The 23806-nt window shown below is 56.5% G+C and carries 39 protein-coding genes; 26 read left to right on the top strand and 13 right to left on the bottom strand.

All coding sequences use genetic code 11. The features are described 5' to 3' along the window. Positions 1 to 3: 3 nt before the first annotated feature. From BJP06_RS12110 to BJP06_RS12300, 13 genes are all read right to left on the bottom strand, one after another. A complete protein-coding gene (locus BJP06_RS12110) occupies positions 4 to 144 on the bottom strand; it encodes a hypothetical protein (protein WP_177224277.1) in 141 nt (46 codons plus the stop codon). A 10-nt stretch (positions 145 to 154) separates the two neighbouring features. After that, positions 155 to 1063 (bottom strand): phage major capsid protein, encoded by a 909-nt coding sequence (locus tag BJP06_RS06535; protein ID WP_071573274.1) that lies wholly within the window; start codon positions 1061 to 1063, stop codon positions 155 to 157. A 9-nt stretch (positions 1064 to 1072) separates the two neighbouring features. Further along, entirely contained in the window at positions 1073 to 1561 is a 489-nt protein-coding gene (locus BJP06_RS06530) for a hypothetical protein (RefSeq protein ID WP_071573273.1), read from the bottom strand. Positions 1562 to 1609: 48 nt separating this feature from the next. Further along, a complete protein-coding gene (locus tag BJP06_RS06525; protein ID WP_071573272.1) occupies positions 1610 to 2497 on the bottom strand; it encodes a hypothetical protein in 888 nt (295 codons plus the stop codon). Next, positions 2436 to 3851, bottom strand: a complete 1416-nt coding sequence (locus tag BJP06_RS06520) for a phage portal protein (protein ID WP_071573271.1) — start codon at positions 3849 to 3851, stop codon at positions 2436 to 2438. Before BJP06_RS06520 ends, BJP06_RS06525 begins: the two co-directional genes overlap by 62 nt. After that, positions 3851 to 5506, bottom strand: coding sequence for a hypothetical protein (locus BJP06_RS06515; protein ID WP_071573270.1), 1656 nt, complete (start codon positions 5504 to 5506; stop codon positions 3851 to 3853). The genes BJP06_RS06520 and BJP06_RS06515 overlap by 1 nt, the downstream gene beginning before the upstream one ends. Next, a complete protein-coding gene (locus tag BJP06_RS06510; protein ID WP_071573269.1) occupies positions 5503 to 5916 on the bottom strand; it encodes a hypothetical protein in 414 nt (137 codons plus the stop codon). Before BJP06_RS06510 ends, BJP06_RS06515 begins: the two co-directional genes overlap by 4 nt. Beyond that, positions 5882 to 6232: a hypothetical protein gene (locus BJP06_RS06505; protein ID WP_143110575.1), complete on the bottom strand. Its 351-nt coding sequence runs from the start codon at positions 6230 to 6232 to the stop codon at positions 5882 to 5884. Before BJP06_RS06505 ends, BJP06_RS06510 begins: the two co-directional genes overlap by 35 nt. Before the next feature lie 77 nt (positions 6233 to 6309). Then, the gene (locus tag BJP06_RS06500) at positions 6310 to 6690 is read right to left on the bottom strand and encodes a hypothetical protein (protein ID WP_071573267.1); all 381 of its coding nucleotides are present in this window, start codon (positions 6688 to 6690) and stop codon (positions 6310 to 6312) included. Next, positions 6690 to 7475: an N-acetylmuramoyl-L-alanine amidase gene (locus tag BJP06_RS06495; protein ID WP_071573266.1), complete on the bottom strand. Its 786-nt coding sequence runs from the start codon at positions 7473 to 7475 to the stop codon at positions 6690 to 6692. The genes BJP06_RS06500 and BJP06_RS06495 overlap by 1 nt, the downstream gene beginning before the upstream one ends. Further along, the gene (locus tag BJP06_RS06490) at positions 7468 to 8790 is read right to left on the bottom strand and encodes a hypothetical protein (RefSeq protein ID WP_071573265.1); all 1323 of its coding nucleotides are present in this window, start codon (positions 8788 to 8790) and stop codon (positions 7468 to 7470) included. Before BJP06_RS06490 ends, BJP06_RS06495 begins: the two co-directional genes overlap by 8 nt. An 84-nt stretch (positions 8791 to 8874) precedes the next feature. Further along, complete coding sequence (locus tag BJP06_RS06485; RefSeq protein WP_071573264.1) at positions 8875 to 9294, bottom strand: hypothetical protein; 420 nt, start codon at positions 9292 to 9294, stop codon at positions 8875 to 8877. 11 nt (positions 9295 to 9305) lie between these two features. Beyond that, the gene (locus tag BJP06_RS12300) at positions 9306 to 9458 is read right to left on the bottom strand and encodes an HNH endonuclease (RefSeq protein ID WP_255365808.1); all 153 of its coding nucleotides are present in this window, start codon (positions 9456 to 9458) and stop codon (positions 9306 to 9308) included. 1769 nt (positions 9459 to 11227) lie between these two features. Between BJP06_RS12300 and BJP06_RS06475 the strand changes: the two genes are divergently transcribed. From BJP06_RS06475 to BJP06_RS06350, 26 genes are all read left to right on the top strand, one after another. Further along, complete coding sequence (locus BJP06_RS06475; RefSeq protein WP_071573262.1) at positions 11228 to 11725, top strand: hypothetical protein; 498 nt, start codon at positions 11228 to 11230, stop codon at positions 11723 to 11725. An 85-nt stretch (positions 11726 to 11810) separates the two neighbouring features. Continuing rightward, a complete protein-coding gene (locus BJP06_RS06470) occupies positions 11811 to 12248 on the top strand; it encodes a hypothetical protein (RefSeq protein WP_071573261.1) in 438 nt (145 codons plus the stop codon). Positions 12249 to 12519: 271 nt separating this feature from the next. After that, positions 12520 to 13164, top strand: a complete 645-nt coding sequence (locus tag BJP06_RS06465; protein ID WP_071573260.1) for a hypothetical protein — start codon at positions 12520 to 12522, stop codon at positions 13162 to 13164. A 90-nt stretch (positions 13165 to 13254) separates the two neighbouring features. Further along, positions 13255 to 13413 (top strand): hypothetical protein, encoded by a 159-nt coding sequence (locus tag BJP06_RS12105; protein WP_177224276.1) that lies wholly within the window; start codon positions 13255 to 13257, stop codon positions 13411 to 13413. Between the two features lie 27 nt (positions 13414 to 13440). Next, positions 13441 to 13845, top strand: a complete 405-nt coding sequence (locus tag BJP06_RS06460) for a hypothetical protein (RefSeq protein WP_071573259.1) — start codon at positions 13441 to 13443, stop codon at positions 13843 to 13845. After that, positions 13846 to 14061, top strand: a complete 216-nt coding sequence (locus tag BJP06_RS06455) for a hypothetical protein (RefSeq protein WP_071573258.1) — start codon at positions 13846 to 13848, stop codon at positions 14059 to 14061. A 749-nt stretch (positions 14062 to 14810) separates the two neighbouring features. Continuing rightward, positions 14811 to 15290, top strand: coding sequence for a hypothetical protein (locus BJP06_RS06445; RefSeq protein WP_071573256.1), 480 nt, complete (start codon positions 14811 to 14813; stop codon positions 15288 to 15290). A 2-nt stretch (positions 15291 to 15292) separates the two neighbouring features. Next, complete coding sequence (locus tag BJP06_RS12100) at positions 15293 to 15490, top strand: hypothetical protein (protein ID WP_071573255.1); 198 nt, start codon at positions 15293 to 15295, stop codon at positions 15488 to 15490. After that, positions 15465 to 16259, top strand: coding sequence for a PD-(D/E)XK nuclease family protein (locus BJP06_RS06435; protein ID WP_071573254.1), 795 nt, complete (start codon positions 15465 to 15467; stop codon positions 16257 to 16259). The genes BJP06_RS12100 and BJP06_RS06435 overlap by 26 nt, the downstream gene beginning before the upstream one ends. Before the next feature lie 126 nt (positions 16260 to 16385). Continuing rightward, entirely contained in the window at positions 16386 to 16793 is a 408-nt protein-coding gene (locus BJP06_RS12435; protein WP_369822231.1) for a DNA N-6-adenine-methyltransferase, read from the top strand. A gap of 46 nt (positions 16794 to 16839) precedes the next feature. Further along, positions 16840 to 17001 (top strand): hypothetical protein, encoded by a 162-nt coding sequence (locus BJP06_RS12095; RefSeq protein ID WP_177224274.1) that lies wholly within the window; start codon positions 16840 to 16842, stop codon positions 16999 to 17001. Continuing rightward, complete coding sequence (locus BJP06_RS06425; protein WP_369822230.1) at positions 16934 to 17785, top strand: DnaB-like helicase C-terminal domain-containing protein; 852 nt, start codon at positions 16934 to 16936, stop codon at positions 17783 to 17785. Before BJP06_RS12095 ends, BJP06_RS06425 begins: the two co-directional genes overlap by 68 nt. A 10-nt stretch (positions 17786 to 17795) precedes the next feature. Continuing rightward, entirely contained in the window at positions 17796 to 18104 is a 309-nt protein-coding gene (locus tag BJP06_RS06420) for a hypothetical protein (RefSeq protein WP_071573252.1), read from the top strand. After that, positions 18101 to 18523: an endonuclease VII domain-containing protein gene (locus BJP06_RS06415; protein ID WP_071573251.1), complete on the top strand. Its 423-nt coding sequence runs from the start codon at positions 18101 to 18103 to the stop codon at positions 18521 to 18523. Before BJP06_RS06420 ends, BJP06_RS06415 begins: the two co-directional genes overlap by 4 nt. A 164-nt stretch (positions 18524 to 18687) precedes the next feature. Then, complete coding sequence (locus BJP06_RS06405; protein ID WP_071573249.1) at positions 18688 to 19023, top strand: hypothetical protein; 336 nt, start codon at positions 18688 to 18690, stop codon at positions 19021 to 19023. A 15-nt stretch (positions 19024 to 19038) separates the two neighbouring features. Next, positions 19039 to 19368: a CHC2 zinc finger domain-containing protein gene (locus tag BJP06_RS12430; RefSeq protein ID WP_369822228.1), complete on the top strand. Its 330-nt coding sequence runs from the start codon at positions 19039 to 19041 to the stop codon at positions 19366 to 19368. Then, on the top strand, positions 19250 to 19900 hold the full coding sequence (locus tag BJP06_RS06395; protein ID WP_369822250.1) for a toprim domain-containing protein: 651 nt from the start codon (positions 19250 to 19252) through the stop codon (positions 19898 to 19900). Before BJP06_RS12430 ends, BJP06_RS06395 begins: the two co-directional genes overlap by 119 nt. Before the next feature lie 21 nt (positions 19901 to 19921). Continuing rightward, the gene (locus BJP06_RS06390; protein WP_071573246.1) at positions 19922 to 20149 is read left to right on the top strand and encodes a glutaredoxin family protein; all 228 of its coding nucleotides are present in this window, start codon (positions 19922 to 19924) and stop codon (positions 20147 to 20149) included. Between the two features lie 239 nt (positions 20150 to 20388). Further along, a complete protein-coding gene (locus BJP06_RS11920) occupies positions 20389 to 20574 on the top strand; it encodes a hypothetical protein (protein WP_143110574.1) in 186 nt (61 codons plus the stop codon). Continuing rightward, a complete protein-coding gene (locus BJP06_RS06380) occupies positions 20558 to 20785 on the top strand; it encodes a DUF3310 domain-containing protein (protein WP_071573244.1) in 228 nt (75 codons plus the stop codon). The genes BJP06_RS11920 and BJP06_RS06380 overlap by 17 nt, the downstream gene beginning before the upstream one ends. A gap of 101 nt (positions 20786 to 20886) precedes the next feature. Next, a complete protein-coding gene (locus BJP06_RS06375; RefSeq protein WP_143110573.1) occupies positions 20887 to 21438 on the top strand; it encodes a hypothetical protein in 552 nt (183 codons plus the stop codon). After that, positions 21435 to 22010 carry a hypothetical protein gene (locus BJP06_RS06370; RefSeq protein WP_071573242.1) on the top strand — a complete coding sequence of 192 codons (576 nt, stop codon included), beginning with the start codon at positions 21435 to 21437 and terminating at the stop codon, positions 22008 to 22010. The genes BJP06_RS06375 and BJP06_RS06370 overlap by 4 nt, the downstream gene beginning before the upstream one ends. A 2-nt stretch (positions 22011 to 22012) precedes the next feature. Further along, the gene (locus BJP06_RS06365) at positions 22013 to 22474 is read left to right on the top strand and encodes a hypothetical protein (protein WP_071573241.1); all 462 of its coding nucleotides are present in this window, start codon (positions 22013 to 22015) and stop codon (positions 22472 to 22474) included. Between the two features lie 62 nt (positions 22475 to 22536). Continuing rightward, on the top strand, positions 22537 to 23142 hold the full coding sequence (locus BJP06_RS06360; protein ID WP_071573240.1) for a hypothetical protein: 606 nt from the start codon (positions 22537 to 22539) through the stop codon (positions 23140 to 23142). 161 nt (positions 23143 to 23303) lie between these two features. Beyond that, complete coding sequence (locus BJP06_RS06355; protein ID WP_071573239.1) at positions 23304 to 23537, top strand: hypothetical protein; 234 nt, start codon at positions 23304 to 23306, stop codon at positions 23535 to 23537. Further along, complete coding sequence (locus BJP06_RS06350) at positions 23530 to 23805, top strand: hypothetical protein (protein ID WP_071573238.1); 276 nt, start codon at positions 23530 to 23532, stop codon at positions 23803 to 23805. The genes BJP06_RS06355 and BJP06_RS06350 overlap by 8 nt, the downstream gene beginning before the upstream one ends. Position 23806: the final 1 nt, after the last annotated feature.

The raw sequence follows: 23806 nt of genomic DNA, 5'->3' as shown, positions 1-23806 counted from the left end.
TGGTTACTCCTCCTTGGGTGCGCCCTTCTTCTTGGTTGTCCGACGCTCCGGAATACTCTCGTACTCGCCGGTACGGACGAGTCGCTCCCCGTATTCCGGGCTTACGGTAACGATGCCTCCGTTGAGTTTGTTGCGAATCTTCACTCGCTCTCCTTTACTTGGTCACCTTGACGAACGCTTCTGGATCTCGAACGAGCGCTCCGAACTCAGCCTCGCAGCGGACTGCAACGAGGTTGTGCTGCCAGAGCGAGGTCATGCCAGAACCGTCCTGTGCTTCGGACAGGTCCAGGGTCGCCTGGTCGGAGATGTCGTAGGAGATGCCACCGACCTGCCCCCACAGGATCTTCGAGAAGTCACCGAAGTAGCCAGCTGCGGTCTCCTTCTCCTCCCCCTGGGCAACACCATCCGCGATGGTGACTGGGCGAGCCAGGATACGGCCCGTTCGGGTCAGGGAGTTCGTGTCGGTGTACGTCGGCTCGATGAACAGCGGACGACCGTTGTTGTCGAGCGCGTCGTTGATGATTGGCTCGACGACGTTATCGAGCAGGCCTCCGGTGAACTTCTTGCCGTCGTTGACCAGGAGACTGAGCGCGTTGTTCGCTGCTCCGTAGGCGTTCGGATCGGCTAGAGAGACCTTCTTCGTGGTTTCGTCCACGAACTTACCGAACGGGGTGTTCGTGCCGTGCAGGACCGCGTTGTCGAATGCGACAGCAAACGCCTCAGCCACCTTGCCCTTCATCGTGTTGATGTAGTTCAGCGGGTTCGCACGAACCACCTCGGCAGACATCGCAAAGATGACTGCGACCTTCTTCGGGGCGACGGTGAAGTTGTCGAAGCCTCCCTTGGCCAGGGGCTTCTTGCCTGCTTCGTCTACCCAGTGTGCCTGGACGTCACCGTCCCAGAACGGGATGGACACGCCGGTAGGCCCCATCTCAATCTTCTTTGCGAGTGGTTGGACCAGCGAGTGGCGCGTCATCTCCTCGAAGATCGGAGCGGACTGCTCCGGATTGAGGAATCCGGCAAAATCGCCGGTTGTTGCTAGATTCTTTGGATCAATGGCCATGTAAGCTCCTTATCGCTTCTTGTTGATGACCGCCATAACGGACTCCAGAAGAGGATCACCGTTCAGCGGTAGATGTTTCCCACCAGAACCCTGTGATGGGTCCGTGGCTTTACTCTTGGCGGGAGTGGTTTCTTCGATGACAAACAACTTCTTCAGCTCTTCAGCGTGGGATACGAGTTCCTCCTCGGTCTCTCCCTTAAGAAGTCCTGCGAAGGTAATCATCTTGTCGGTCGGAATACCCGCCCCGATAGCTGCCTTGAGTTTCTCGACCTCGGTTCGCTCGGTCTGTACTTCCTCGCCCTTTTCCTTGAGGGCTGCTTCAAGCTGGCTTACCTTCTCGGAAAGCTGCTCTTTCTCCTGCTTGGCTTTCTCTACCGCCTCGTTCTTCTCGGTGCGGTACTTTGCAGCCTCGTTGTTGGCCTTCGTGAGCTTGTCGCGCACCCAGTCTGGAAGGACTTCTGCTTCCTTCTCTGCCCCTGCTTCGTTGTTGCCTGCCATATCTACCTCCTGGGTAATTAGTTAGCCCTCTCCTGGAGAGGCGTTGGTTTAGTAGTCGTCCGGGGTTTTCCCGGCGTAGACGGCTCGCCTGAAGGCGTTTACCGCGTCGTTTCCGTAGTAGCCCGCTGTGGTCTCAGCCCACATGCTGTATGCTGCGTCGGCTCGCTCCTTGCCTGGCCAGTTCTGAAGGTCGAAGACAGGAACCAGCTTGCAGTCGCACCCGTCGTGCCACTCGGTCATGTGCTCTTTCGGGTCGATCAACCCCTGGCGATACAGGCGGACTGCCTGGTCGTCTGTGAGTCGAGCACCGGCTGCTCGTGCTGTGGTGTACGCAGCTCCTCTAGAGCAGAGCATCAAACACCATGCGCACGTCTCTCTCCCGGTCGGCACCCTCGCCCAGCCTCGAACGCCTCCCCTGGTTCGGCGTTCTGCTTCTCGCATCTCCTTGTACTCCTGCGAGGAGAGTGTCCTGGAGGTGAACTTGTCCTCAAAGAAGAGGGTGTCGTCCCCGTCCACCCAGGGGTCTGGAGTCTCGAGGGCGCGAATGGTGGTCCACCGTCCAGAGTTCTCTACGGTTCGCGCAATTCGTAGGGTGGCTCGGTGGATAGCCTCCGGAGTGATGTCAGCTCCAATCTGGAAGCCTGGAATCCCTTGCATGTCCCGGAAGAACTGATCGAACGAGACGATGGCAAGCTTCACGTCCAGGCGGGGAACTCCTGGGAAGTGCGCTGCTCTCTCGGAGTCAAAAAACTCTCTAGCCACACGGGCCGTTAGCTCCGAGGAGCGCCTGACAGTCCCGAACAGTAGCTCTAGTATCCTCTCCCACAGGGAGGGAGTGAGTTGCTGACCAGCAAAAACGGCCAGTAGCTCCTCGCTAAACCGTATCGTCTGCCGGGTTATCTCGCGCGTCTCTTCCTCCATCTGGTTGAGGTTCATTCACTGCCTCCTTCCCAGATCGTCCGTACAGGCTGGCGAGCCTGCCCTGCGGGGATGTGGCATCCCACTCCTGCATCTGGCGTCGCTGCTCTGGGCTGTAGCCCATGTCGATGCGCGCCTGTTCGAGTGGAATAATTCCGCTACCGCTGGCGTACGCCTTGGTTACCGCGTCCGACTTCGCCTGGAATGTCGGGGTGGAAGGGTCTCGCCAGACCGTCTCCATACGGAAGTGGTCGATGGTAAGGGGTTTCCCCATTACCAGCAGTGCGATACGCATAGCTTGCTCAAACGCAGCTCCGAACTGTGCTGCGACAGCCTCGCACGTCCGTACCAGACGGTTCTCCGACGCCTTGATAGCCTCTGCGGAGGCGGGGTTATCGTCGGTGAATGAGAGGTACTGGGGAGGCAGTCCCGTGTAAGCTGCTGCCAGCTTCAGCTGGTGAGTAAGTGCCTCGGTGTAGTTCCGAAGCTCCGCTGCCGGAAGCTGGATTGCTTTGCCTTGGGGGTCTTCGATGGAGATGTACGAACTCGTGTACAGCTCAAGACCGTCCTTGTTTTCGCCTCCCAGCTCGTCCACGGTAGAGCCAAAAATCACTCGCTGCGGTGTTGCCATCAGCTCTGAGGTGGTCTGCATGTTCATCACGAGGCGACTCATGGCGTCAGTGACTGAACGTACCTCCGGGGTGATAATCGACGTCCCGTTCAGGTCCGACACGCTGTTGCCATGAACGATTGGCACGACGGGGACAACCCCCAGCCCGTGCTGTACGGTGTCTTCCAGAGCGAGTTCCCCCTCCTGCGCGACGTACAGCTCGGTGCGGTCGGGGTAGTACATCGTAGCTGCGATGGTTTCCCCGTCCGAGTCTTTGACGACCCGGACCGCCCACTCAACCCGCCGTGTTCGCGGGTCGATCTTCGCGTACAAGCTCTTCGGGGATTCCACCCGGATGCTTGGAACGTCCGGAATGTTGAGCGGGTAGTCTGTGTCGTCGTCGGTGGGCGCAGCGATTGTGATGTACGCCCTTCCAAAAACTAGTGCCTCGCAAAACGCGAGCCAGGATAGGTTGTCAAGGCCGTTGGCCTTGAACCACCCCCACAGCTCCTCGTCGGTATCCCCCGAGTCTCCCATGCGGAAACCCTCGATGATAAGTCGCTCCGCGATGGCGTGAACGTAGATGCGGGGAACTCCCACCTGAGCGAGCAGCACCCGCAGCTTCGGAGGGGTTGCGATTCCGATAGCGAGGTCTCGCGGGTTAGCGTTGTAGTAGTCGTCCGCTTCTTGGAAGCCCGCAGAGGACGCTTCGAACTCGTCAATAGCGTCTGATAACGACACTTCGGTCTGTTCGTCTGCCATTACGCAATCACTCCTCCTCTACCCTTTCTGTAGTGCTTCGACATAAGGAAGTCCTGCCTAGCCCCGAAGGCCAGCACGGCTGTTACAGCCCCGTCGATTTTCCTGCTCGAGTCTTTCGACTCTTTCCTGATTGATACTGCGTCGTAGTTGGTTGGGTGCCTCTGTGCGTTGAGGATGTACCAGCGAAGAACGGGGTCTCCGTTGTGTACAAGGTCGTGCTCGAGCACCGCGTCCAAGAACCGTTCGCAGTCGAGGGCGAACCTCTTCTTCTGCCCTCGCATGTCGTACGCGATGGGATTGTTGGGCGACGCCTTGATTTTGACGTCCCGCTTGAAGTCTTTGCCCCACTGGTCCACGTACGACTCGAACTCGTGAACGTCGGACCTGAAGGCCACGACGTCGTACCGCTCGAACGCGGATCTGACAGTGGCGTCCACGTCGTCCCTGGGGATCTCTCCCGTCGGCATCTTTGCTGGGTCCCAGTTCTTGAGCAGAAACACCGCTCCGTCTGAGACTCTGCAAGCTGCCAGTGCCGTGTGGTCGTTTGTCCGTGACCCATCGAATCCCAGGGTGATTTTCTCTCCCGGCTCCAGCCGAACGTCCGCCTGGCAGGCATCCCACTCTTTCCTGGAGATCCAGGAATCTTCGGATGCGTTGACCTGGTTGAGGAACTTCCTGCGGGACTCTGATACTGGGTTCCTAACGTCCAGAATCGAGGACACAATGATGTCCAGGTCCAACCAAACCGCGTCACCCCGAGCCACTCGCAGCCCTTCCTTGAGTTGCTCGATTCCCCGCTCGAACCCTTCCGGGTCCTCGTTGAAGGCTGGAATCTCTGACACCGGGGTGTCCGGTGGTGCTTCCAGGGCGTCGTACAGCAATCCTGTATCAACGGCCTGGCCTGCTTGCACCTCCAGGTACGCTTCCCAGTCGGCTTCTCCTACGGAGTCCTGGCCTGGGATGTGCGCGTTGCAGATTGATAGGGAACGGCATGTTCCGTACGCGGACTTGGTGACGTTACCGTCGATGACGTCCGCCATTGCCTTACCGTCGTTCGCTTCGACCCACCACTGGGTCTCGTTCTGGATAATGAACGTCGGTCGCTTACCTTCCAGCGCGAGCGGGGAGCTTGTGACACCCTCAATCATCTTCCCTCGCCGGTCGTACACGATTGTCTTGTGTAGCTCGATGCCGTGCTCTTCTTTGAGCTGGGGCGAAACGAGCGAGGAGAAGAGGGTGAAGGTGTTGCGCGTCTGGTCCTGCGAGACAGCTGCGATCTGAACCCACGGGTCGTACTTCGGTTTGCCCACCGGGTTTCCTTCGGAGTCGAAGTGAGAGAACTCTACCGGCCCACACAATTCCACGAGCGAAAGCGCTCCCGCCAGCGGGTCTTTGCCCCAGCCTTTGAGTCGTCGCAGTGTGCCCGAACGATACAACCATCGTCCGTGCTTGTCAACCGCGTACCACCACACGATGAAGCGTGCCTGCTCCATCGTCGGCATGAACGGCTTGCCAGCGTCTGGACCTCCGGGAGTGAGGACGTAGTTGTACAGCCAGTTGATGACTCCCCAACCAAGGGAGTGTTCCGGGAGGATAAACTTTCCGTCCTCTCCGCGTGTCCATGTTGGACCAATAATCCACGGCGATGCGCTCATTCACCCTCCTCTTCCTCTTCTTTGTTACCTCTGTCTCGTTTCTCTCTCCCGAACTCGTGGAGGTACACGAAGTTGGGAGGGGGTATGTCCACGCCGTGCGCAGTGAGCGTGGACTCTAGATCCTGGTTTCTACGGGTCGCCATGATGGACCACTCGTGGTACCGCGCTATCTCCGCAGCCTGACGGTTCACCTCGGCTCGGAGTCGCTGGACTGTGGTTATTTCCTCCTCCGCAGCCCTCTGGCGTCGCTTGTGCATCCAGCGAACCGGGAGCACTAGGCCTCCCAGGCTCTTTTCTAGGTTTTCAGCAGACAGGATTTTCTGCGCACCAAAAATTAGAACTAAAACACCGAGAATGAACTGGGAGGGGGACGAGTCAAGAAACCAGGCTTTTATCGCCTGCTCTGTCACCCGGCTCCTCCTTTTCTACTTTCTCGTTGATGTATCCTCGCCACCACAGGGCGACTGCGACCGTAAGCCACAGCCCTGCCGATACTGCGTTCGTAAACGCGATTCTGACCCCCTCCGGAGGCCACGGGTACGGCAGCATGTCCGTGGTGAACGTCTGAATCGCTAGCATCGTGTACACAGAGAACGCTGCAACAGATCCCAGCTTCAGGATGTTTGTGCTGTTCGCCAGCATCCCGGCTGCAACAACAGCGCAGGCAGTTAAGCCTGCGATTCCCCACACTTCGGGCACTCCCAGCCCGTCGTCAGTGTCTGTCAATCCTCCGGAAGCGTAGTCAACACTTCTCACAAAAAGGTCGATCCAGAGCAGGAGGATTACATACCTGTTAATCAGGCTCACGGAGCTTCAGCGATCTGTGCGTTGAAGTCGTCCACGAGACCTGTCAGCTTCTTGCTCTCGTCCTCGACTGGCTTTTGTCGCAGCGGTCGCTGCGCAATCACTCGGTTCTGCTCTTCGCGCAGTCGGCGCAGCTGGGAGTTGGACAGGCCGTTCGGCGTGACCGAGATACCGAGTGTGGTCGCCAGGAACCCGATGAAAATCACTGCGGTGTCTACCAGCGGGGTGTCCCCGAACGGCTGGGTTGCTACCCAGGCGAGGATCGTTAGTGCCAGACCTACCGCGCTCGTGATGAAGTTCGAGTGCTTCTTAAACCAGGTCTGGTTTTGGATGATGTTTTCTACGGCTGCATCCGTTACCGATGCGTGGTCTACTGCCATTACTTTGCCTCCAGTCGTGCAAGTCGTTTGTCGAAGTTCTCCAGCGTGCGGAGAATCCGCTCCGTGTTGGCTCGTGCGACGAAGGAGTTTGCGTCCGCGTTGAGCAGCGCGTCCACTGGTCGCATCTGGATGTTGTTGTCCCAAGGGACTCGGGATTTGTATTTCCGTTCAATCTGGTCGAACGCCACGTCGTCTTCTCCTCTGTTGTGCTTGTCGATTTCTTCGTTCACTCGGCGTCGGAAGTTGTTCATTTCCATCACAGCTCCGGACACGCCATTTCCTGCGCCGGGGTCCCACTTGCCTTGCGCAGCGCGCGAGTATTCCCAGTGGCTAATCAGGGTTTCCGGCGTGGCTCGCTTGCCAAGGAACCACAGGATCGCAGCGCACACCCGGTAGTAGGCGTCCATCTGCTTGGCTGGCCAGGCGGTGATTCCGTCCCCCTCGGCTTCGATGCCGATGGCCGTCCAGTTCGCGTTGTTGGTTGGCCAACCGGACTTGAACCCTGCGCCCGCGTGGTACGCGATACCTACCCCGCACAGGGTTACCTTCCCTTCTCGGGACAGGTGGATCTGGGAGCACAGGCCGAGCTGCGGATGTCGCGCGATGCCCCAGGGGTCGAACTTGTTGGCTCCGATGTGGTGAACGACGATGCCTTGGATTGTCCCGAAGTCACCGTGGCCTCGGTTATCCCAGCCGTCCAGCTGGGCTACCTCCAGCCCGAAAGCGTCCAGGACTCGGGGAAGGAATGTCGGGTCACCCTTCCATCGGGGGTCTGGTCTAACCAAGATGGAACCTCCGTACCCACTCTTCGTACGAAGTCGCCCACTCCAAGCCCGTTGCCTTCAAAGCTCCAGTTTCCTCCAGCAGAGTAAGCACTGAGTTACTCACTCTGGTCGGCCTCACTATGGGTTTGTCAGGGGCGTAGTCTCCACTACTCCAAGCACCGTCTCCACGGATGTCCGCGTAGTCGATGATTGCCTGGGCTGCTGTTCGCTCGAGCAGGTCTCCAAACTTTGCGTAACCGGCCATCAGGTCTGCTAGTTTGGCTATTCCGCGTCCCCCTCCCAGGAGGGGGATCCCGTGCATGAAGGCTGGCTGTTTTCCAACAGTTCCATTGCCCACAACGAAGAGAATGCCCGCGCACTGGTTGACTTCGTTAACCAGTGCCTTTGTTGCCTTGTTGGGGGTGTAGCCGACTCGCTGCTTTACTTCCTCCACGGGATTTTTGCCGTAGTTGTCGTAGAGCGGGTTGCCTTCGTTGTCTACAAGGAAGAAGCACTTCTCGAACTGATCGCGGTTCTTCTCGAACATCTGGATCACGGCGTATCCTGCGAGGAAGGAGGTAATGTCGAGAGGGTATTCCTCCTCTTCGTACGTTTCGGTCACAGCGAAAATTCGCTCTAGAGTATCGCGGATTGGAAGGTTCAGCAGTTCGAGCGTCTCCTTGCCTGCCTCTGCTGCCTGCTTGGCTTGGTTAGCGTTCTCCGCTGCGGAAGCTGCGTCCTGGGAGACGCCTGCGATGTTGGCCTGCGTCTCGGTTACCAGTGCAGTTACCCGCTGGAGACTTTCTGCCATCGTATCCAGAGTCTCGGCTTTAGCGTACTGAGCTAGCTGTTCTTGCAGACCGTTGAACTGCTCGGTGAGTTTCCCAATCTGGGAGAGCGCTTCGCTGTCCTGTGCCTGGGCTAGCTCCTCCACCGTCTTCTTGAGTTCTTCGAACTCCTCGTTCAGGGGCGGTTGCTCGAGCTTGTTCAACTTCTCCTGCATGGCCTGAAGCTCTGCCCGAACTTCCTCCGCCACGGTCGGATCAACCGGCTTCTGGTTCTCGAGAAGCTCCCCGAGGTTGACCTGCTCTTTGTCCGGAACCTGGAGGCGGAGAATATCAGGGGCAGTCTGCCCTGACTTAATCATCACCTCGATGGGTCCTGGTTCTACCTCAACGTCCACCGGACCTTCCGGTGCTTCCACGGTGATCCACGCGGTGGTTACTACACCGGGGGTGTATTTTGACGCTCGGATCTCGGGAGCGCGGAGTTTCACAGCGTCGTCTGGGCTGTTCGTGCGCGTCACCGAGGAGACGTCCACAGTAAGTTTCGTCATCGGATTCTCCTTTGGTTGGTGTAGGCCAGCTGTCGCAGCGTTATCGGTGCTTCTGCCGTTTGGCCAGGATTAGGTTGGTTCGGTCTAGAGGTCGCCCATGCGCTCCTTGAAAATCTCGGAGATGTCCACGACCGCTGCCGAGGTCTTGTTACGCTCGATCTCCATGCGGAGTCGGCGTCGTGCGCCCTCGGAGAGCAGCAGGTCTGAAAGTGCGGACGTGACCCCCTGGAACATTTGCGCCGAAGGGCGCGCATTCCACAGAAGTTGGTTCGCGAAGTGGAGGGTGAACCTGGCAAACTGCCAGTCTGTCGGTTCGTAATACTGCGATTGCGCAGATTCACCCATCGAATCCCACAGGTCCACGATGATCGGGTGCGCATCGTTCAGGCCGAGTTCCGGCTGGTCAACCGTTCCGTTGGCTTCAATCTTTGTAATCTCCATGTCCGGCTTGTTCCGCCGTTCGCGCTCCGATGAGCGCTTCGGCACAGGTCCTCGGCCTGCCATGCTTTACCTCCCTACGTTGCTCCTGGGTGCCGTTCTTGTGGACGGAACCGCAAGGCGCGTTTCTTCCTCCGGGCCTCCTGGGCCTCGGCTTGTGTCTTCTTCTTGTGGCACGACCTGCAAGCAGCTCTGAGATTGCGCGGGTCGTGGTTGTCTCCTCGGAGCATGTGGTCCACGTCCGTGGCGATGGTCGAGCATCCTTCGGCTCGTATCTGGCATGTCCATTTGTCCCTTCGGAGTACCATGCTCCGAAGGGCTGGCCAGTTCTTCGGTAGTCGAGATCTTCGGTTGGAAGATTCCCAGCCCATTGTTTTCCTTCGGCTCTCTAAAATCCCAGTTCGTATAGTGAGTAGTCGAACTGGTGAGACTACGAACGTTGTCAGCAGCCCCCGGCTGCTGTAAAGTCAGTTACTAAAAGGAAGCCCTCATGGGCTTCCGTACAAACAAGACTGAGTGGCAATTCCTTGGGGGAATTGCCTAGTGAGTAACCAAGTGTGCGGTTGCGCTGTTCGCACAACCTCAACCCCCTGTAGTCCCCCTTTTACCCCTCATAACTTATATACGTGTGAGTCTGAGCCACTACCCTATTCAGGGGGTAATTTAGTGTAAATCCTCTCGAATTACCCGTACAAAATAGCTCCCAGCTCGAGAGGGCCGATGGACCTGAAACACCAGACTATGACAGAAGCTGGCAGGCGCATTGACCTCCGGTCAGGCCCGTGGGGCGGGGGTAACCCCCGTGGGGGTGGAAACACTTTCTGACCTGGTATTCTGTCGAGTCTGAACGGACCGGCGGGGGTAGCGACTCTAGCGACGATAACCGGGGCTGAAAGGTGGTGATACCGGCGATGATAGTCCAGCGTGGGCCGTCGAATCTGGCGACGTGCTAGCGACGCTCTAACACACTGGCGACGAATCCCCCGGCGGTAGCCCGGCGCTAGTGCTGTGCTCGCCTAGCGATACCCACACACCTACCCACGCACCCACCTAGTCCACTCACCTAGCGACCCCGGCGCTAGTGCCTAGCACTGCACTGGCGACACCCTCCCCCTGCACTCCCCCCTAGTAGCCCGCCTAGCCACTCCCATACACACACCCCGCTGCACTCCCCTGCACTCTGCCCCCCTACACCTAGCCACCCGATACCTACCTAACCCCGCTACACACTCCAACCCCCGGCGCGTACGGGGCTTAGTCTTTCGAGTCTTTTTGACCGACTCCCCCGGCGTGAATCGTGCGGATCAATCACACACATACATATATGAGTGAGTTGGTGAGTGAGTCCTTATATAGGCCACTCGAGAGACATGCAAGGGGCGTATCCGGTACCTAGATCTAGAAAGCTACCCACTAAAACCCCTGCTTATGAATGATTTACGTTACTACCACACGACACGAAACACTGTAGAGGTTGACGTTCACTTTATAGTGCGCTATTATTGCATGTATCAGCAAGGAAACAGCGGTTACCGCCTCCAAGCTGACCGGGGCGAAAGCCCCGCCATGATAAATAGTTTGCAGCGACGTTTTGCCACGTCACTAGCTGTTTTTGTTTGGTTGCTACCAACTGTGTCGATGAACCGGGGCAGGTAGCGGAATGAGTGCCCTCGAAAGCTACACCAAGCAGACCAAAACAGCGGGGTTGACAATCGGCAGGCGTGGTGATAAACTAGAACCCATCAGCACAGAGGTTGCGACCTCACAGCTGAACTCAACGGGAATAACCGTAAGGCTCACGTTGGGGCCACCACTAGGTGGTTGTGAACTCGATACTGGATAGTCAGTGAAGCCATACATGCTGAACTATCAGACGTGACTAATGGCGCGCGTGATAGCGCGCGTTCAGTGGTCACTAGGTGCGATAAGCTCCACGTTTACCGCGCGTAGTGTCTACTGAACCATGTAGATAACACTCGTATCTTTTAGGAGGATTATTATGAGCACCTTTATCCACATCAGCGACTTGCATTCCGCTATTGAGAATGCTATGGGTTCTAATTCAGAGGCCATTTTTGGGTGGGATGTAATCGGGTTTTCAGAGTATGACGTTCTGGGACACATAACGCCAAGCACAGATTGGTATGAAGTGCGTGAAGCGGATGAAGGCTTTACGCTTGACGATACCGAAAACGGATATGTATACCCTATGGAAAACTTGAATGGTGAACTGGAATATGCGTTCCGGTCAATAAGTGAAGACCCTGAATCATACTGTTCATTCCCCCTCTACAGTTCACAGATCAACCTTATTTTTGAAAGGTACCAGTCAGAATGTGAAGATCTTTATGCGGATGACGGTTACGACGCTAACTCTGACTTTTCTGACGGGGGCGTTCAGCGCATCATCAATAATGCCGTTTGGTCGTTTGTGCGAGCTACGTTCAGCTCTGTGGTGATGGATATTCTGGAAGACGTCAAAAAGGAGCTTGGGTAGGCTTTAGTTAGGGTGTTTACAAACACTCTAGCGTGAGTGTATCCAAACACTAAACCACTACAACCAAGACTTGAGAGGAAAAGAAATGAAAACCCAAGACATGGAAGTTTTCACCCGCGCGTTTATCGGCGGTGTGATGTTTGCTACGGAGATTGACGTAACCCCCGGTGAGGATGGCTACCCCGCGTACATGCCGTTGGAAGAGTTGGCGTTCGAGAATGAGGGATGGGATAAGCTCCAGGCTTACCTCACAAACACTGCAAAAGAGTTCGTGTCTGATCACGAACGGTTGCTGGAAGGGTACATCCAGGCGTTCATGTGGGAGTATCCGGTCTCACGCACTGGTGCGGTTGACTCTGCTGGTGTCCATGCAGCGTTCCACTGCCTGAACGCTGGTGATACTTTTGACACAACCATAGAGGCAGGTAGCGACTTGTACCATGAAGCCGGTTCACCCCTTGAGTACTTGACCGAAAGTCTTGAGTACAACCCTGAAACAGAGTTGGTTGAGGTGTACGTCTAAGACATGGCTTCCATCGACGAACGGGCCGTATGCCTAGATTGCTCTCTAGTTTTCGACACTGGCGATTATCGCTGTCCGGCCTGCAATTCACCAAACACAGACTGGTTGACTAGCGCGGAATCTGCACAGATAACCGACTTCCTCAACAACATCAAAGACCTTTAGAGCCTAACCCGCTACGCGCGGGTCTCTTCCTAGAGGTATGAACCACCGTTCATGCCTTTAGTAAGGGGCCTGACAACCCAAACCACTACACAGAAAGACTTGAGACATGACTATCACCGGCGTTATCACGAAAACCACGTACGACAACATCGACGTTGAGGTTGCTGAATGTCATCGCGATCCTTCCAAGGTTGTGCTTGTATGGAAAGAGCACGAACCTGCCTACTACCTTCCCGATCCGTGCTGTGAAGCTATCGTTTCGGCTGACTTTGAGGAAGCATCCTTTACCAGGCTGTGCGATTGTTCAGCAGGATGCAGGGAGGTACAAGGCATCATCGACCGACTGAAGAGTGCGTACAACGGTGCTGACTACGGCGGGATTTATGGTAAGAGCTATGACCTACCTCACGAAGCAGTCCAAAAAGTTATCGACCGGCTAGGCGGTAAGGTTTGCACTCTCAACGCTTGGGGGTATGGCGTAACCGTATCTGATACCTACGATTACTCAACGGAGTACGTTGTGATATCCGCATACCCCGCCCAAGACTTCGCGCGGGAATGTGCTGCCTACTCAAACAATGAGACTTGGACCGTAGGCCTTATGGATAAGGCACTGTACCAAGAGTTGGTAGAGGAACACGCGCTTGATCCCGCGCTGTGCGACGATACGATTCACGGCCTGGTATGGGAAAACGTTGACTACGAAGGCTACTCCACCCCCTCGAGCTTGGAGCTTGCACACGCACTCTAGGTGAACACTCCAGGGCGCTGAAGGGTTGACTTTCAGCGCTCGAGTGTGTTCATCACAACACTAGGAAACATTCACTACACACAGAGAGGCATGAAAATGTTTGGTCTAATTCTACAGTTCCTTTCCATCGTCCTGCTTGGAGACTTTAACCCCGTGCTAACGCCGGGCTTGATGGAAGATGCCACCGTACTGGAGCCTGCCTACCAGGCTATGCAAGCTATCAAAGACTTGGGCTTGAGTTCACTGTAAACCGTCGAAACAAAAGGATTGATTGATATGCACATCGTCGTAATCGACAACTACGTTGACGCACTAGTCCACGGGGTCCTGGAAACGTCCGTTGAGCTTGGTTACATCCTGGATGAGGATGGGGACACTCTGTATGAGGGGTTCCAGCTAGGGGGCTTTGAGAGGGATGAGTACAGTTTTGAATTGGTTGAGCGGAATCTTAGGGCCACGCTGGCACCTGCTGTAGCCCTGGCAGGGGATGTTTGTGGGAAGTACCACCCCGTTGAACTTGGAACGGACGCCGTGCTACGCACCTACGGCGGTGCCGACGGGGGTAGCCTGCCAGACTTTCCAGAGGCAGAGTTTGTTCTTGAGCTAATCACACAAGACGTTCGAGGCTTGGAGTTCAACTTTTGGCTGGTGGATGACGTTCTGCACGTTGAGGTTTGGTAGATGACTGCCACCAAGATCAGAGTTCCCACGCACATCCTAGCGCTGGAGCGCGCTGAACGTGAGGGGTGGATACTCCCCCGCGATGAGGTCCACGCGGACCTGGATTCAATCACCGCCGTACGAAACGGCAAGGTCGTGTGTCGCATGACCGGAATCGGTTACGCCGACGCCGGGGCGACGTTCGATCTGTACCTGGACAACACCAACGATAACTAAGAGGTTTGAGAGGCATGACTAGCTTTACCCACAACGCACACGAACTACTCACGGCGCTCGATGAAACGCGCCGGTACGCGGAACAGAAAGACCATTCCCTAGGTTTGAACACAGTGTGGTTCGAGGAGACAGCCGAGAGCAAACTAAGGCTTGTTGCCACCGACCGATTCAAGGTCGCTATGACCCTGGTAGGAAAAGGCAACCCGCTGTATCGGCCTGATGAGACTGGAGACAGTGCGCGCGTATCCATCGAGTCCTGCAAAGGCTTGGTCGCGTGGCTCAAGGCGATAGGAGGTGGTAAAAAGTCATGCTCTACTGAGGTGACTGTCACTCTCAAGGACGGTCAAGTTTCCGCTAGCTCAGCGGGCAACACCTGGAGTGATTCTCTCTGGAGCGACGGCGGAAAAGACCGACCACGGTTAGCTGTTCTGTTCGAGAGGGTTGATACCACCACCAACCGACCCTGCATCAACGCCACCCACGTCGGTGGACGAAAAGGTACGTTCGTCTACCCTCCCGCCTCTGGCGACGGTAATCCCTGCTTGGTAGCGTCCAACGTTGCAAACCTACTAGGCATGATTATGCCCTGCCGATCACTACCCCGTTAAACGTCCAGAAGGCTTGAACGCCTTTCGAACACAAGTCTTGACAGGGTTAGAACACACGTACTACTCTAGATAACGGGTGGACAACATTCACCTCCGTGGTATAGTTAACCCTGCAAGGTTAAACATCACTAGGAGGAATGAATGTCACTCGACAGCGGACTTGTAATTGCACTCATGGAAGAAGGCATGAGCCAAGCAGAGATCGGCAGGATGTACGGCGTTTCCCGCCAGTATGTCAACAAGCTGGCTCGCCAGGGAGGCTACGTCTCCCGCGTAAACCTGCTGAAGGAAGCCATGCCGTGGGAGGTGGATAAAGAGTTTTCAAGGAATGCCTCACTGATCGGCTTCAGGCTTGCCGGTCACGTAGCCCTCGACCCGGACAATATCGCCGAGGAGGGCAGAGAGCGTGCCGAGAGTTTCCTTAATAGGCTTCGCACGTTCAACGTGGTGCTCGACTACAACCCCGAGTACCCACCCATCATGGGCTTGACCAGCACACCTGGTTTTGCCTACCTACCAAGAACTGAAGAAGATGAAGACTTCATGATGAAGATCAGGCCGGGGGTAAAGGTCACTCCCCTTGGTAATCGCATCTGGAGACTTCCAGAGAAGAAGGAATAGGTTTGAAGCACCTAACCAACAGCCCCGCAGAACCCCTGAACATCGAACATTCCGAAGGTTTGATTGAGGTCTGGCGGGGCTTGAATGTCCCTAGGCCAGCCTGGCTGGACAAGGAGATTGCAGAGGCTGGAATGATTGCAGCAACACTAGAGGTTGAAGAAGGAGGTATCGTGCATGAGCGCTGGCAAACCCCGCGTTAAGTACCGATCCGTTTCGCAGTACAACACCTACGTCCGGTGTGCCTACCGCTACAGGCTCGAGCGGATTGACAAGGTTTGGCAGAGGCCAGCTAGTTGGCTTTCTCAAGGCTTGGGAGTCCATGCAGCCCTGGAGGCTTGGGAGAGGTCTGGCCGGTCGTTGACCATCGACGAGATTAAAGACGTCTACCGGGAAGAGTTCATCAAGAGCATCGACGAACAGGCCGAGGTTACCCCGAACTTCGACTACTGGTTCGGGTCTGGCCCGTACGATGGCCCGACGGACATCGAGCGCCGGTTCGGTCTTGGCCTCGAGCAGATCGACCGCATCACCGGGTGGGCACTCACCCACGACGAAGAGAAGGTTTGGACAACCCCGGACGGCGAGAAGGCCGTGGAGGTCGAGTTCTTCGAGGAGATCGGTGGCGTCATGGTCAAAGGGTTCATCGACCTCATTATCGAAACTCCCGAAGGTTTGGTAGTAAGGGACTACAAGACCGGAGCCAAGCCGGGCGACGCCTTCCAGCTCGCTACGTACGCCGAAGCCTTGAGGTTGAAGTACGGAGTCAAGATTATCGGTGGCGACTTTATGATGGGCAAGACAGGAAAGCCTACGAAGGTCGTACGGATCAAGGAAGAAGATTTGGTGGCTGTTCGAGAAGCCTTCGAGTGGCTTGAGCAGCAGATCCAGGCCGGTGAGTACGAGCCTAACCCATCCCCCTCCATGTGCCGGATGTGCGCGGTAAATTCGTCGTGCCCATTTTCTGAGTAGTTGACAATCACAGAGGAGGTTTGTTATGAGTGGATTCACTCACGAAAGCACGAGGAACGAAAGTATTGAGTGGTACACCCCGCCAGAGATTTTTGAAGCACTCGATACAAGCTTTGACCTGGACCCATGCAGTCCTGGGGGGGTAAAGATTTTGTGCCTGCCAAGCACCGCCTAACGGTCGAGGATGACGGCCTTACCACACCCTGGGAGGGGTACGTGTACATGAACCCTCCGTACGGCAAGAGCACCCCGGAGTGGATGAGCAAGCTAGCCAAGCACGGGAACGGTATCGCGCTGGTGTTCTCTCGCACGGACGTTCGCTGGTTCCAGTCTGCCGTACAAGAGGCTTCAGCCTTGTGCTTCATTGCTTCTAGGGTTCGGTTTTTTAAGGGCGGTAGGGACACACGAGGAGGCACCCCCGGTGCAGGGTCTGTACTTATTGCCTTCGGAGAGAAGGCACGACACGACGTTCTGAACTGTGGCCTAGGTTTCTGCATAGATCTAGGAGCGCCTACCACACCGGGAACCACGTAGGTTGACACTCACAATAAAACATTGTAAAGGCATGAAGGAGGAATGAATGATTGGTTTTTTGAACCTGGTAATCGCAGTTGGAGGCTCGATCCTCCTGGTAGCGGTACTGGCGGGGTACTTGTTCCTCGCTGCAATGATGTTTGAAGACTGGAGGAAGAGCGTTGCTTTCACTCGTTCAGAGCGCAGCGGTAAGAGGGTCTGCCGGTGAGGCACTCCCCACTGTTTGGCAGTCGCTGACTGACGCGGGGACAGTGTTTCGCAGAGGCCAGTTGTGCTTGGTCGCAGCAGGCCCGGGCGTCGGCAAGAGTGCTTTCGTTCTGTCCTACGCGCTCCAGTCGAGGGTGAGTACTCTGTACTTTTCCGCAGACTCGGACGCTTACGTCCAACTCTCCCGCTCCCTCGCGATTCTGGGAGGTTTGACCATGAGTGAGGCTGGGGAGCTTGCACTGAACCCAGACTACAAACGGATTCAAGCCATCACCGAGGGAACCCACGTCCGGTTCGACTACAACTCATCCCCCACCCTCGGCTCTATCACCGAGCAGGTTCACGCTTACAACGAGATGTACGGGGATTACCCCGAGCTGATCGTTGTGGACAACGCACTGGACGTTGAGGCTGGAGACGCCGAAGACCAGGCCCAAAGCCTTGATGAGCTTATGGGCTGGTTGCACGACCTAGCGCGAACTACAGAGGCTTGCGTCGTGGTGCTTCACCACGTCACAGGACCGTACAACGACTCTGCAAGCCCCATTCCGTTGTCCGGAGTTAAAGGACAGATTGGTCGAGTGCCCGAGCTTATCCTCACGCTCCACAAGAGCGTCGCGGAGCACGGAGGAGGCGACGAACTGAGGGTCTCCACGGTGAAGAACCGAGGTTTCAGAGCAGACCCTTCCGGAGCAACGTTCGTACCGCTCGCGTTTGACGGCTTCCGGATGAGCATCAAGGACGTCCAGGAGAAGGTCTGGGATGACGACCCGTTCGCACTGTAGGGAGGTTTGAATGAACGGTACGGATATTAGAAAGACTCCTCCGGCCCCTCCGGGCCAGGGGATGCAGGACTGCTGGTTCTGCTACGAGTACAGGGTTGACAACGAGGATTTTGTTTCCCCCTGGTTTGATGACGAGTTCGAGATTTTTGATTGGCTGTCCGACGTTGACGAGTACCTAATCACGCGCAGGTATCTGCGAACCTCTGATGGTATCCGGGAGCTGGACGGTCTGGGCGACCTCCACGATCTCCCGGTGCAAGACTTGAGTGGTCTGGTAGACCAGACCTCGCACACGAGCGCGGAGGACGTGATTGTTTGACGCGGAAGGTTTGCGTTGATTGTCGAAGAGAGGGTATCAAAACCCACCGGAAGGCCTCGTTCCCTGGGCCACGGTGTGCTACACACCACCGGCGCAGGAAGAAGGAGCTTTCGCAGAGACGGCACCACGCGCACATCAAAGAGACGTACGGCATCACCGGCGAGGAGTACAGAGCCTTGTACGAGGCGCAGGGTGGGCGGTGCGCTATCTGCCAGCGAGCTACTGGTGCAAGACGAAGGCTTGCTGTGGACCACGACCATAGAACCGGCCAGATCCGTGGGCTGCTGTGCAAAACGTGCAACTACAAGGTTCTAGGCCACCTTCGGGACGACCCCGAAGCCCTGCAAAGAGCTATCAACTATCTGAAAAACCCACCAGCGTTCGCTGTGATTGGAAGGAAGGAAGTACCGCATGGCTAGCGACCACTACTACGAGGAGATTGGTCACGACCACCTCGTGTTTCTAATGCAAGCTATTAGCCCAAGGACGCTCGAGCTGCTGTACGAGCTATCGCCAGCAGAGGCTACATGGCTTGCTAACCGAATGAAGAACTCGAGCATCACAATAGAACTAGGAGAATACGATGAAGATTGAGCTCGTAAACTACGAGGTCAACGAGTACGAGACAGAGTTTGGTTCGTGCGACCTCTGCTTCCACACGGGGACGGCGACGGAGCCGGTGTTCACCTTCACCGACGGTGAGAAGACCTGGGAGGTGGACGGGTTCTTCTGGAGCTGGGGGGATCTGTTCACCGTTGATATTGACAACGTAATCCGGTTCGCAGAGTGGCTCGAGCAGCAGGACCTTGACGAGGACGACGTTCCCCGCAACTACTCTTCGTTGAGCCTCTTGGCAGACAGGTACTACTACGACGCCCGAGAAGATGATGACGAAGGGATCTTGCATGACGAGTACTGACGATTGGAGCGCACAGTGATTCTGGAGACGCTGGAGTTCTTCTTTCCCGGCTGGTCCCCTCCCCCGGCCCTGCATGACGGTTGGGTGAAGTGCGAGTGCCCAGTCCACGACGACGACAACCCTTCTGCCAGCCTCAACCTGGAGGCGGAAGCCTTCGTGTGTCACGGCTGCGGGTACTCGGGGGACTACATCAAGATTATCGAACAGGAGGAAGGATGCAGTTATGCTGAGGCGATCAAAACAGCAGAGAGAATCGCTGAACAGCGCGGTGTCGAAGTACCACGCAGCCCTGGAAGGAAGCCCCGCAGGCGAGTTTCTCGAGCGCCGAGGTTTCAGCCTCTCTAGCATCGAGCGCTACAGGTTTGGGTTCGTACAGGACCCGCTCCCGGAGCACGCGCAATACGCTGGGATGCTTGCCATTCCGTACCTGCGGTACCACCCCCGGTTCGGTTGGGGCACCGTGGATATTCGATTCCGGGTGCTTGACGATTCGAAGCCGAAGTACGTCTCTATGCACGGAGCGCATCCCCGGCTGTACAACACTCCCGAGCTTCTTCGCGGAGGTTTCGAGGTGGGGATTGCAGAGGGTGAGATTGATGCTGTCACTGCCACGGAGTGCGGACTGCCCACGGTGGGCGTTCCCGGCTCGCAGTCCTGGAAGCCACACTGGACCCCGCTGTTTCGCGGTTATTCGAAGGTCTGGATTCTCAGTGACGGCGACGACGCCGGACGGAGCATGGCGTCGAAGGTTGCAAGCCTTCTTCCGAACGCGCAGGTGGTCATCCTCCCGGAGGGAGAGGACATCAACAGCGTGTTCCAGAAGGAAGGCAAGGAAGGAGTCCAGAGGTTGTGGACTCCGCAGGAAAATACAGGTTAACAATCACTATGGAGGTATTGTATGTCAGGGGTAAGAGTGTTCACGAAGCCAGACTGCGTTTGGTGCGGACACACAAAGAAGATGCTGGAGGAAGAGGGAATCCCCTTCGAGGAGATCGACGTATCCGAAGACCGCGAAGCCTACGACCTCATCACGCTCACGTGGGGGTTCCGGCAAGTTCCGGTGGTGGATACCGGAGAAGACCGATGGGCTGGACACAGGCCAGACAGGATTAAGGGAATTGAGTAACGCAATAGAGCAGCTGAGAGAAGTACTCGGCAGCATGTACGACGACTTCACGGTCGCGCTCCTGCATGACTGGAGCGCTCTGGCCGAACGGCAAGTCGGCGGTCTGACAATCACCGTGAGGTACCACTTGCTGTACGACGCTCCGGTTCTTTCGGTGTGGAGCCTAGGCCGGGGAGAGCTTATCAAGGCGAGGGTTCACAATCACAGTGAGTGTGTAGCAATCATGGAAGGCGTTGAGCGTGCGTACACCAAGGCCGATCAATCTGCGGGTTAGTGACATCCAGAAGTGGTACGGAGTTACGGAGAAGCAAGCGAAGACCGTCGTGAAGGTACTCACCCCGTGCGGGGTGTGGGGGTCTGATCCGCTGTTCTCCCGCAAGGACGTGGAGAGGAGGATCGAGGAGATTAATGAGCGACTCGGTTAACAGCCCCTCCCACTACGTCGCCTCCAACGGTCTCGAGTCTATCGAGGTCATCGAGGCTTTCCTTGGGCCGGAAGGGTTCAAAGCCTTCTGCAAAGGCAACGTTATCAAGTACGTGCTGCGAGAAGGCAAGAAGGGTCCTGCGGAGGAGGATCTTGCAAAGGCGAGCAAGTACCTTGGCTGGATTCTCAAACCGCCTTCGGAGGCTGTGTGACAGGGGGCGTGCTGGTTTTGCCAGTCACCCGGTTCCCTCACCTGGATACGCGAGCCTGGAGGGGTGTCCTGGACGCCGTTCGTGCGTTGCAGCCCCGCCTGGTGATTCACACCGGAGACATTCTCGATTCCAAGACTGGCACTCGCGCCTACCAGGTTGTTGAGCTGGCGATTAGAGAGGTTGTTCAGCCTCTGAGAACGAGCTTCTCCGGAGGCATCGTATTCCACCAGGGCCGAACCGATACGGCACTGGCTAACTCCCTGGAAGCCAACCTCCCAGACCTTTTGCAGTACGAGCGGTTCGGGATCGAGGAGGCCGGAGAGTTCTACGAGTTCTCCCCCGGCTGGGAGTCGGGCTACAGCAACGTCTCCGGAGAGAATCAGGCCCTCAAGCTAGCAAGGTCCCGAGACCACAGCGTCGTGCTGGGAGGGACATGCAGGGCGGGCATACGCAGCCAGATAAAAGGTTCTGACCTGGCACTTTCCGGGGTTGAGGTAGGACACCTGCTCGATAGAAAATCGCCAGTTTTCCAGGCGGAAAGGCACCCAGGCTGGAACAAGTCCCTGGTCTGGTTCCCGAAGGTGGGAAGCCCCCGCATCATTCCCATCGGCGCAGGGAGATTCACGATTGAAGAAAAGGAGTTTACGTTTTGAACAAAGAGGACTGGGGGCGCGTTCTCCCCCTCGTAGAGCGTGTAGCCAAACAGGCTGCAAGCAGCTGGAGAGGCCTGGTGGACGCAGACGATGTTCACCAAACACTCTGCCAGTTCATTCTGGAACGACCGTCGGTACAAAAGATGATCCAGCAGAAGCGAAAGTCGGACGTTTCCCGTCTTTTGCGAGGGTATGCCAACTCGGTATGCAAGCAGGAGCAGCTCGACTACGAACACTTCACGGGTAATTTTCGGTACATACCGAAGCAAGTGAGGGCAATAATCGAGGGTCACTACTCTCCGGAGGAAAAGATTGACCTGGATATTGGGCTGGAGACGCTGAAGGAGCTGTTTCCACGGGCGTACGACGCCCTCACAGAGTGTCAATTGCGCGGTACTCACGCTGAAGAGGTTCGTTTCTACCGGGCGGTAGACACGCTCACGGACTGTATGAACTCGTGCTTCAGCAACCGGGTGTTCCAGCGGGTTGATGGTCCCGGCACAAAACCATCGGAGCGTAAGAAACCATCCATCCCAGTAGAGAGCTGGGACCAGTTCAAACAAGGAGTTTAACCATGTCCAACGATCCGTTCGCAACCGCGCAGGTCGAGGAACCACAGGAGGAGAAGAACACGGAAGTGAAGAAGGAAGAGAAGAAGACGAAGGCAACCACCGCCGTTGCTTCAGACGCCGAAGGCAAGGTCGTTGTCACCCTCAAGGGAGGCAAAGGCTACGAGGCACCGTGGATTGTTATCCATGCCGAGAACGCTTCGGAAGCGCTGGACCAGCTGCAAGATCCAGGGCTTGCAGACCTTATCAAGCAGACGAAGAAGGTCTCCGAGTTCTTCAACGGAGGCGCGAACACCCAGGCAGCATCAGGTCCGGCGGGACAGCCACAGGCTGCAACCCAGGCACCCAACGGCCAGACCCCTCCGGACGGCTACGTGTTCAAGTCTGGCGTAGGCAAGAACGGTCGAGCCTGGAAGGCGTTCATGCCTATCGACCGAAACTCCGGCCTCCAACCTATCTGGCTCTAGAGTCCACAACCCTGTGCGCTGGTCGTGAGATTTACCGCACCGTACCCCCACGAAGGAGAAGCATGACTGAAAACAAGAAGACCAAAGACCCGCTCTCGGAGATCGAGGTTGTCCGAGAAGAGATTGAGTTGGATACCAAAGGACCGGGATTGGTCACTGGCAAATACAAGGACACCGGCAGCCTAGCCTTCCTTATTTTCCCTTCCAAGAAGGGTCCTCGTTCCACGTTCCGGATGATTAACGAGTTCATGGAGGAAGGCTCCCAGACCCCCGCAATCGAAAGCTTCCGCTACCTTCCCCCCGAGGAGAAAGAGCGGATTATGAACGAGCACCTAGCCCTCTGCAAGGAGGAGCTTCGAGAGACTGAGGAAGCACTGCTTCTCCTCTCTGTGCTTCGGGAGGATAGGGAGGACCGCCTCCGGTACCTCGCAGAGTCCGTGGACGGGTTCCTGGACTTGGCCTACGTCGCGTTTACCGGAGCTATTCGCCTGGTCGGAGCTGTCAAGGCGAAGGAGTGCTGGGAGGCAATCCTCGACGCTAACGACTCGAAGATCAACGGCACCCTCGGTGAGGTAATCACTGATCCGAACACCGGGAAGGTCCTAAAGCCCAGGGGCTGGAAGGCACCGGATCTCGAGTCGATTCTTGAGGAGGACCTGAATGTCTAGGCAGGTAGCAGCACTTCTGATTGCCCGAGTCACATACTACGCGACCACGCTCGCGTTCATCATCAACGCAGTCGGCGTTCTCGCTGGCTGGTGGTCTATCTAGGGAGAAACATTGAGTAAGACTCACCACGCCCCGCAAACACCATAGAAAGGACAGCAGAATGACTACAAACGAACCAACCCTACCGGAGCCGAACGACCAGGGTATTTTTGTGCCAAACGGTAAAGGGTGGCTGCCGGGCGGGCCAGACGGACCCAGCGTGTGGACAGCCCCGCACAGCAGAATCATGGTTCAACGAATTGAACCCGGTGAACTCACCCCTGACGAAGCACGCGAAGTTGCCTACGCCTTGCTCGCAGCAGCCAACGCAGCAGAGGAGGGAGAGCATGAGTAACTCAGCGACCCACCCGGCCCGCCTCGAGGCACGCAGGCGCGCTGTAAGCCTGCTTATCTTTGAGGTGCTCAGCATCACCCTGTTTGTTTGGGGCGTGAAGATTGCCTGGGAAGTAGATCCGGTCATTCTTGTGGTGCTGGCTCTCCCCACCCTGTTTGCCCTCGGAATGGTCATCGGAGTCTCGCTCCTCGTTGAGGCCGAAGAGATTATCAAGCTGTACCGAAGAGCCGACGAGCAGGAATACAAGACCAAAAAGAAGGAAGGATAAC

This window comes from Corynebacterium sp. NML120713 (assembly GCF_001875735.1).
GTDB classification, from domain to species: domain Bacteria; phylum Actinomycetota; class Actinomycetes; order Mycobacteriales; family Mycobacteriaceae; genus Corynebacterium; species Corynebacterium pseudogenitalium.
Note: the sequence above shows the minus strand (reverse complement) of the source record. Positions and strands in the feature narration are given on the sequence as shown.

Coding starts and splice junctions, on each gene's coding strand:
- BJP06_RS06500 (WP_071573267.1), bottom strand. CDS start 6,690: ATGGCAGTAGACCACGCATCGGTAACGGATGCAGCCGTAGAAAACATC.
- BJP06_RS06360 (WP_071573240.1), top strand. CDS start 22,537: ATGACTGAAAACAAGAAGACCAAAGACCCGCTCTCGGAGATCGAGGTT.
- BJP06_RS12300 (WP_255365808.1), bottom strand. CDS start 9,458: ATGCTCCGAGGAGACAACCACGACCCGCGCAATCTCAGAGCTGCTTGC.
- BJP06_RS06530 (WP_071573273.1), bottom strand. CDS start 1,561: ATGGCAGGCAACAACGAAGCAGGGGCAGAGAAGGAAGCAGAAGTCCTT.
- BJP06_RS06525 (WP_071573272.1), bottom strand. CDS start 2,497: ATGAACCTCAACCAGATGGAGGAAGAGACGCGCGAGATAACCCGGCAG.
- BJP06_RS06475 (WP_071573262.1), top strand. CDS start 11,228: ATGAGCACCTTTATCCACATCAGCGACTTGCATTCCGCTATTGAGAAT.
- BJP06_RS06435 (WP_071573254.1), top strand. CDS start 15,465: ATGAGCGCTGGCAAACCCCGCGTTAAGTACCGATCCGTTTCGCAGTAC.
- BJP06_RS06470 (WP_071573261.1), top strand. CDS start 11,811: ATGAAAACCCAAGACATGGAAGTTTTCACCCGCGCGTTTATCGGCGGT.
- BJP06_RS06455 (WP_071573258.1), top strand. CDS start 13,846: ATGACTGCCACCAAGATCAGAGTTCCCACGCACATCCTAGCGCTGGAG.
- BJP06_RS06355 (WP_071573239.1), top strand. CDS start 23,304: ATGACTACAAACGAACCAACCCTACCGGAGCCGAACGACCAGGGTATT.
- BJP06_RS06490 (WP_071573265.1), bottom strand. CDS start 8,790: ATGACGAAACTTACTGTGGACGTCTCCTCGGTGACGCGCACGAACAGC.
- BJP06_RS06380 (WP_071573244.1), top strand. CDS start 20,558: ATGAGCGACTCGGTTAACAGCCCCTCCCACTACGTCGCCTCCAACGGT.
- BJP06_RS06535 (WP_071573274.1), bottom strand. CDS start 1,063: ATGGCCATTGATCCAAAGAATCTAGCAACAACCGGCGATTTTGCCGGA.
- BJP06_RS12095 (WP_177224274.1), top strand. CDS start 16,840: ATGATTGGTTTTTTGAACCTGGTAATCGCAGTTGGAGGCTCGATCCTC.
- BJP06_RS06390 (WP_071573246.1), top strand. CDS start 19,922: ATGTCAGGGGTAAGAGTGTTCACGAAGCCAGACTGCGTTTGGTGCGGA.
- BJP06_RS06445 (WP_071573256.1), top strand. CDS start 14,811: ATGTCACTCGACAGCGGACTTGTAATTGCACTCATGGAAGAAGGCATG.
- BJP06_RS12105 (WP_177224276.1), top strand. CDS start 13,255: ATGAAAATGTTTGGTCTAATTCTACAGTTCCTTTCCATCGTCCTGCTT.
- BJP06_RS06420 (WP_071573252.1), top strand. CDS start 17,796: ATGAACGGTACGGATATTAGAAAGACTCCTCCGGCCCCTCCGGGCCAG.
- BJP06_RS06350 (WP_071573238.1), top strand. CDS start 23,530: ATGAGTAACTCAGCGACCCACCCGGCCCGCCTCGAGGCACGCAGGCGC.
- BJP06_RS06515 (WP_071573270.1), bottom strand. CDS start 5,506: ATGAGCGCATCGCCGTGGATTATTGGTCCAACATGGACACGCGGAGAG.
- BJP06_RS06465 (WP_071573260.1), top strand. CDS start 12,520: ATGACTATCACCGGCGTTATCACGAAAACCACGTACGACAACATCGAC.
- BJP06_RS06460 (WP_071573259.1), top strand. CDS start 13,441: ATGCACATCGTCGTAATCGACAACTACGTTGACGCACTAGTCCACGGG.
- BJP06_RS06520 (WP_071573271.1), bottom strand. CDS start 3,851: ATGGCAGACGAACAGACCGAAGTGTCGTTATCAGACGCTATTGACGAG.
- BJP06_RS06405 (WP_071573249.1), top strand. CDS start 18,688: ATGAAGATTGAGCTCGTAAACTACGAGGTCAACGAGTACGAGACAGAG.
- BJP06_RS06365 (WP_071573241.1), top strand. CDS start 22,013: ATGTCCAACGATCCGTTCGCAACCGCGCAGGTCGAGGAACCACAGGAG.
- BJP06_RS06485 (WP_071573264.1), bottom strand. CDS start 9,294: ATGGCAGGCCGAGGACCTGTGCCGAAGCGCTCATCGGAGCGCGAACGG.
- BJP06_RS12435 (WP_369822231.1), top strand. CDS start 16,386: ATGCAGTCCTGGGGGGGTAAAGATTTTGTGCCTGCCAAGCACCGCCTA.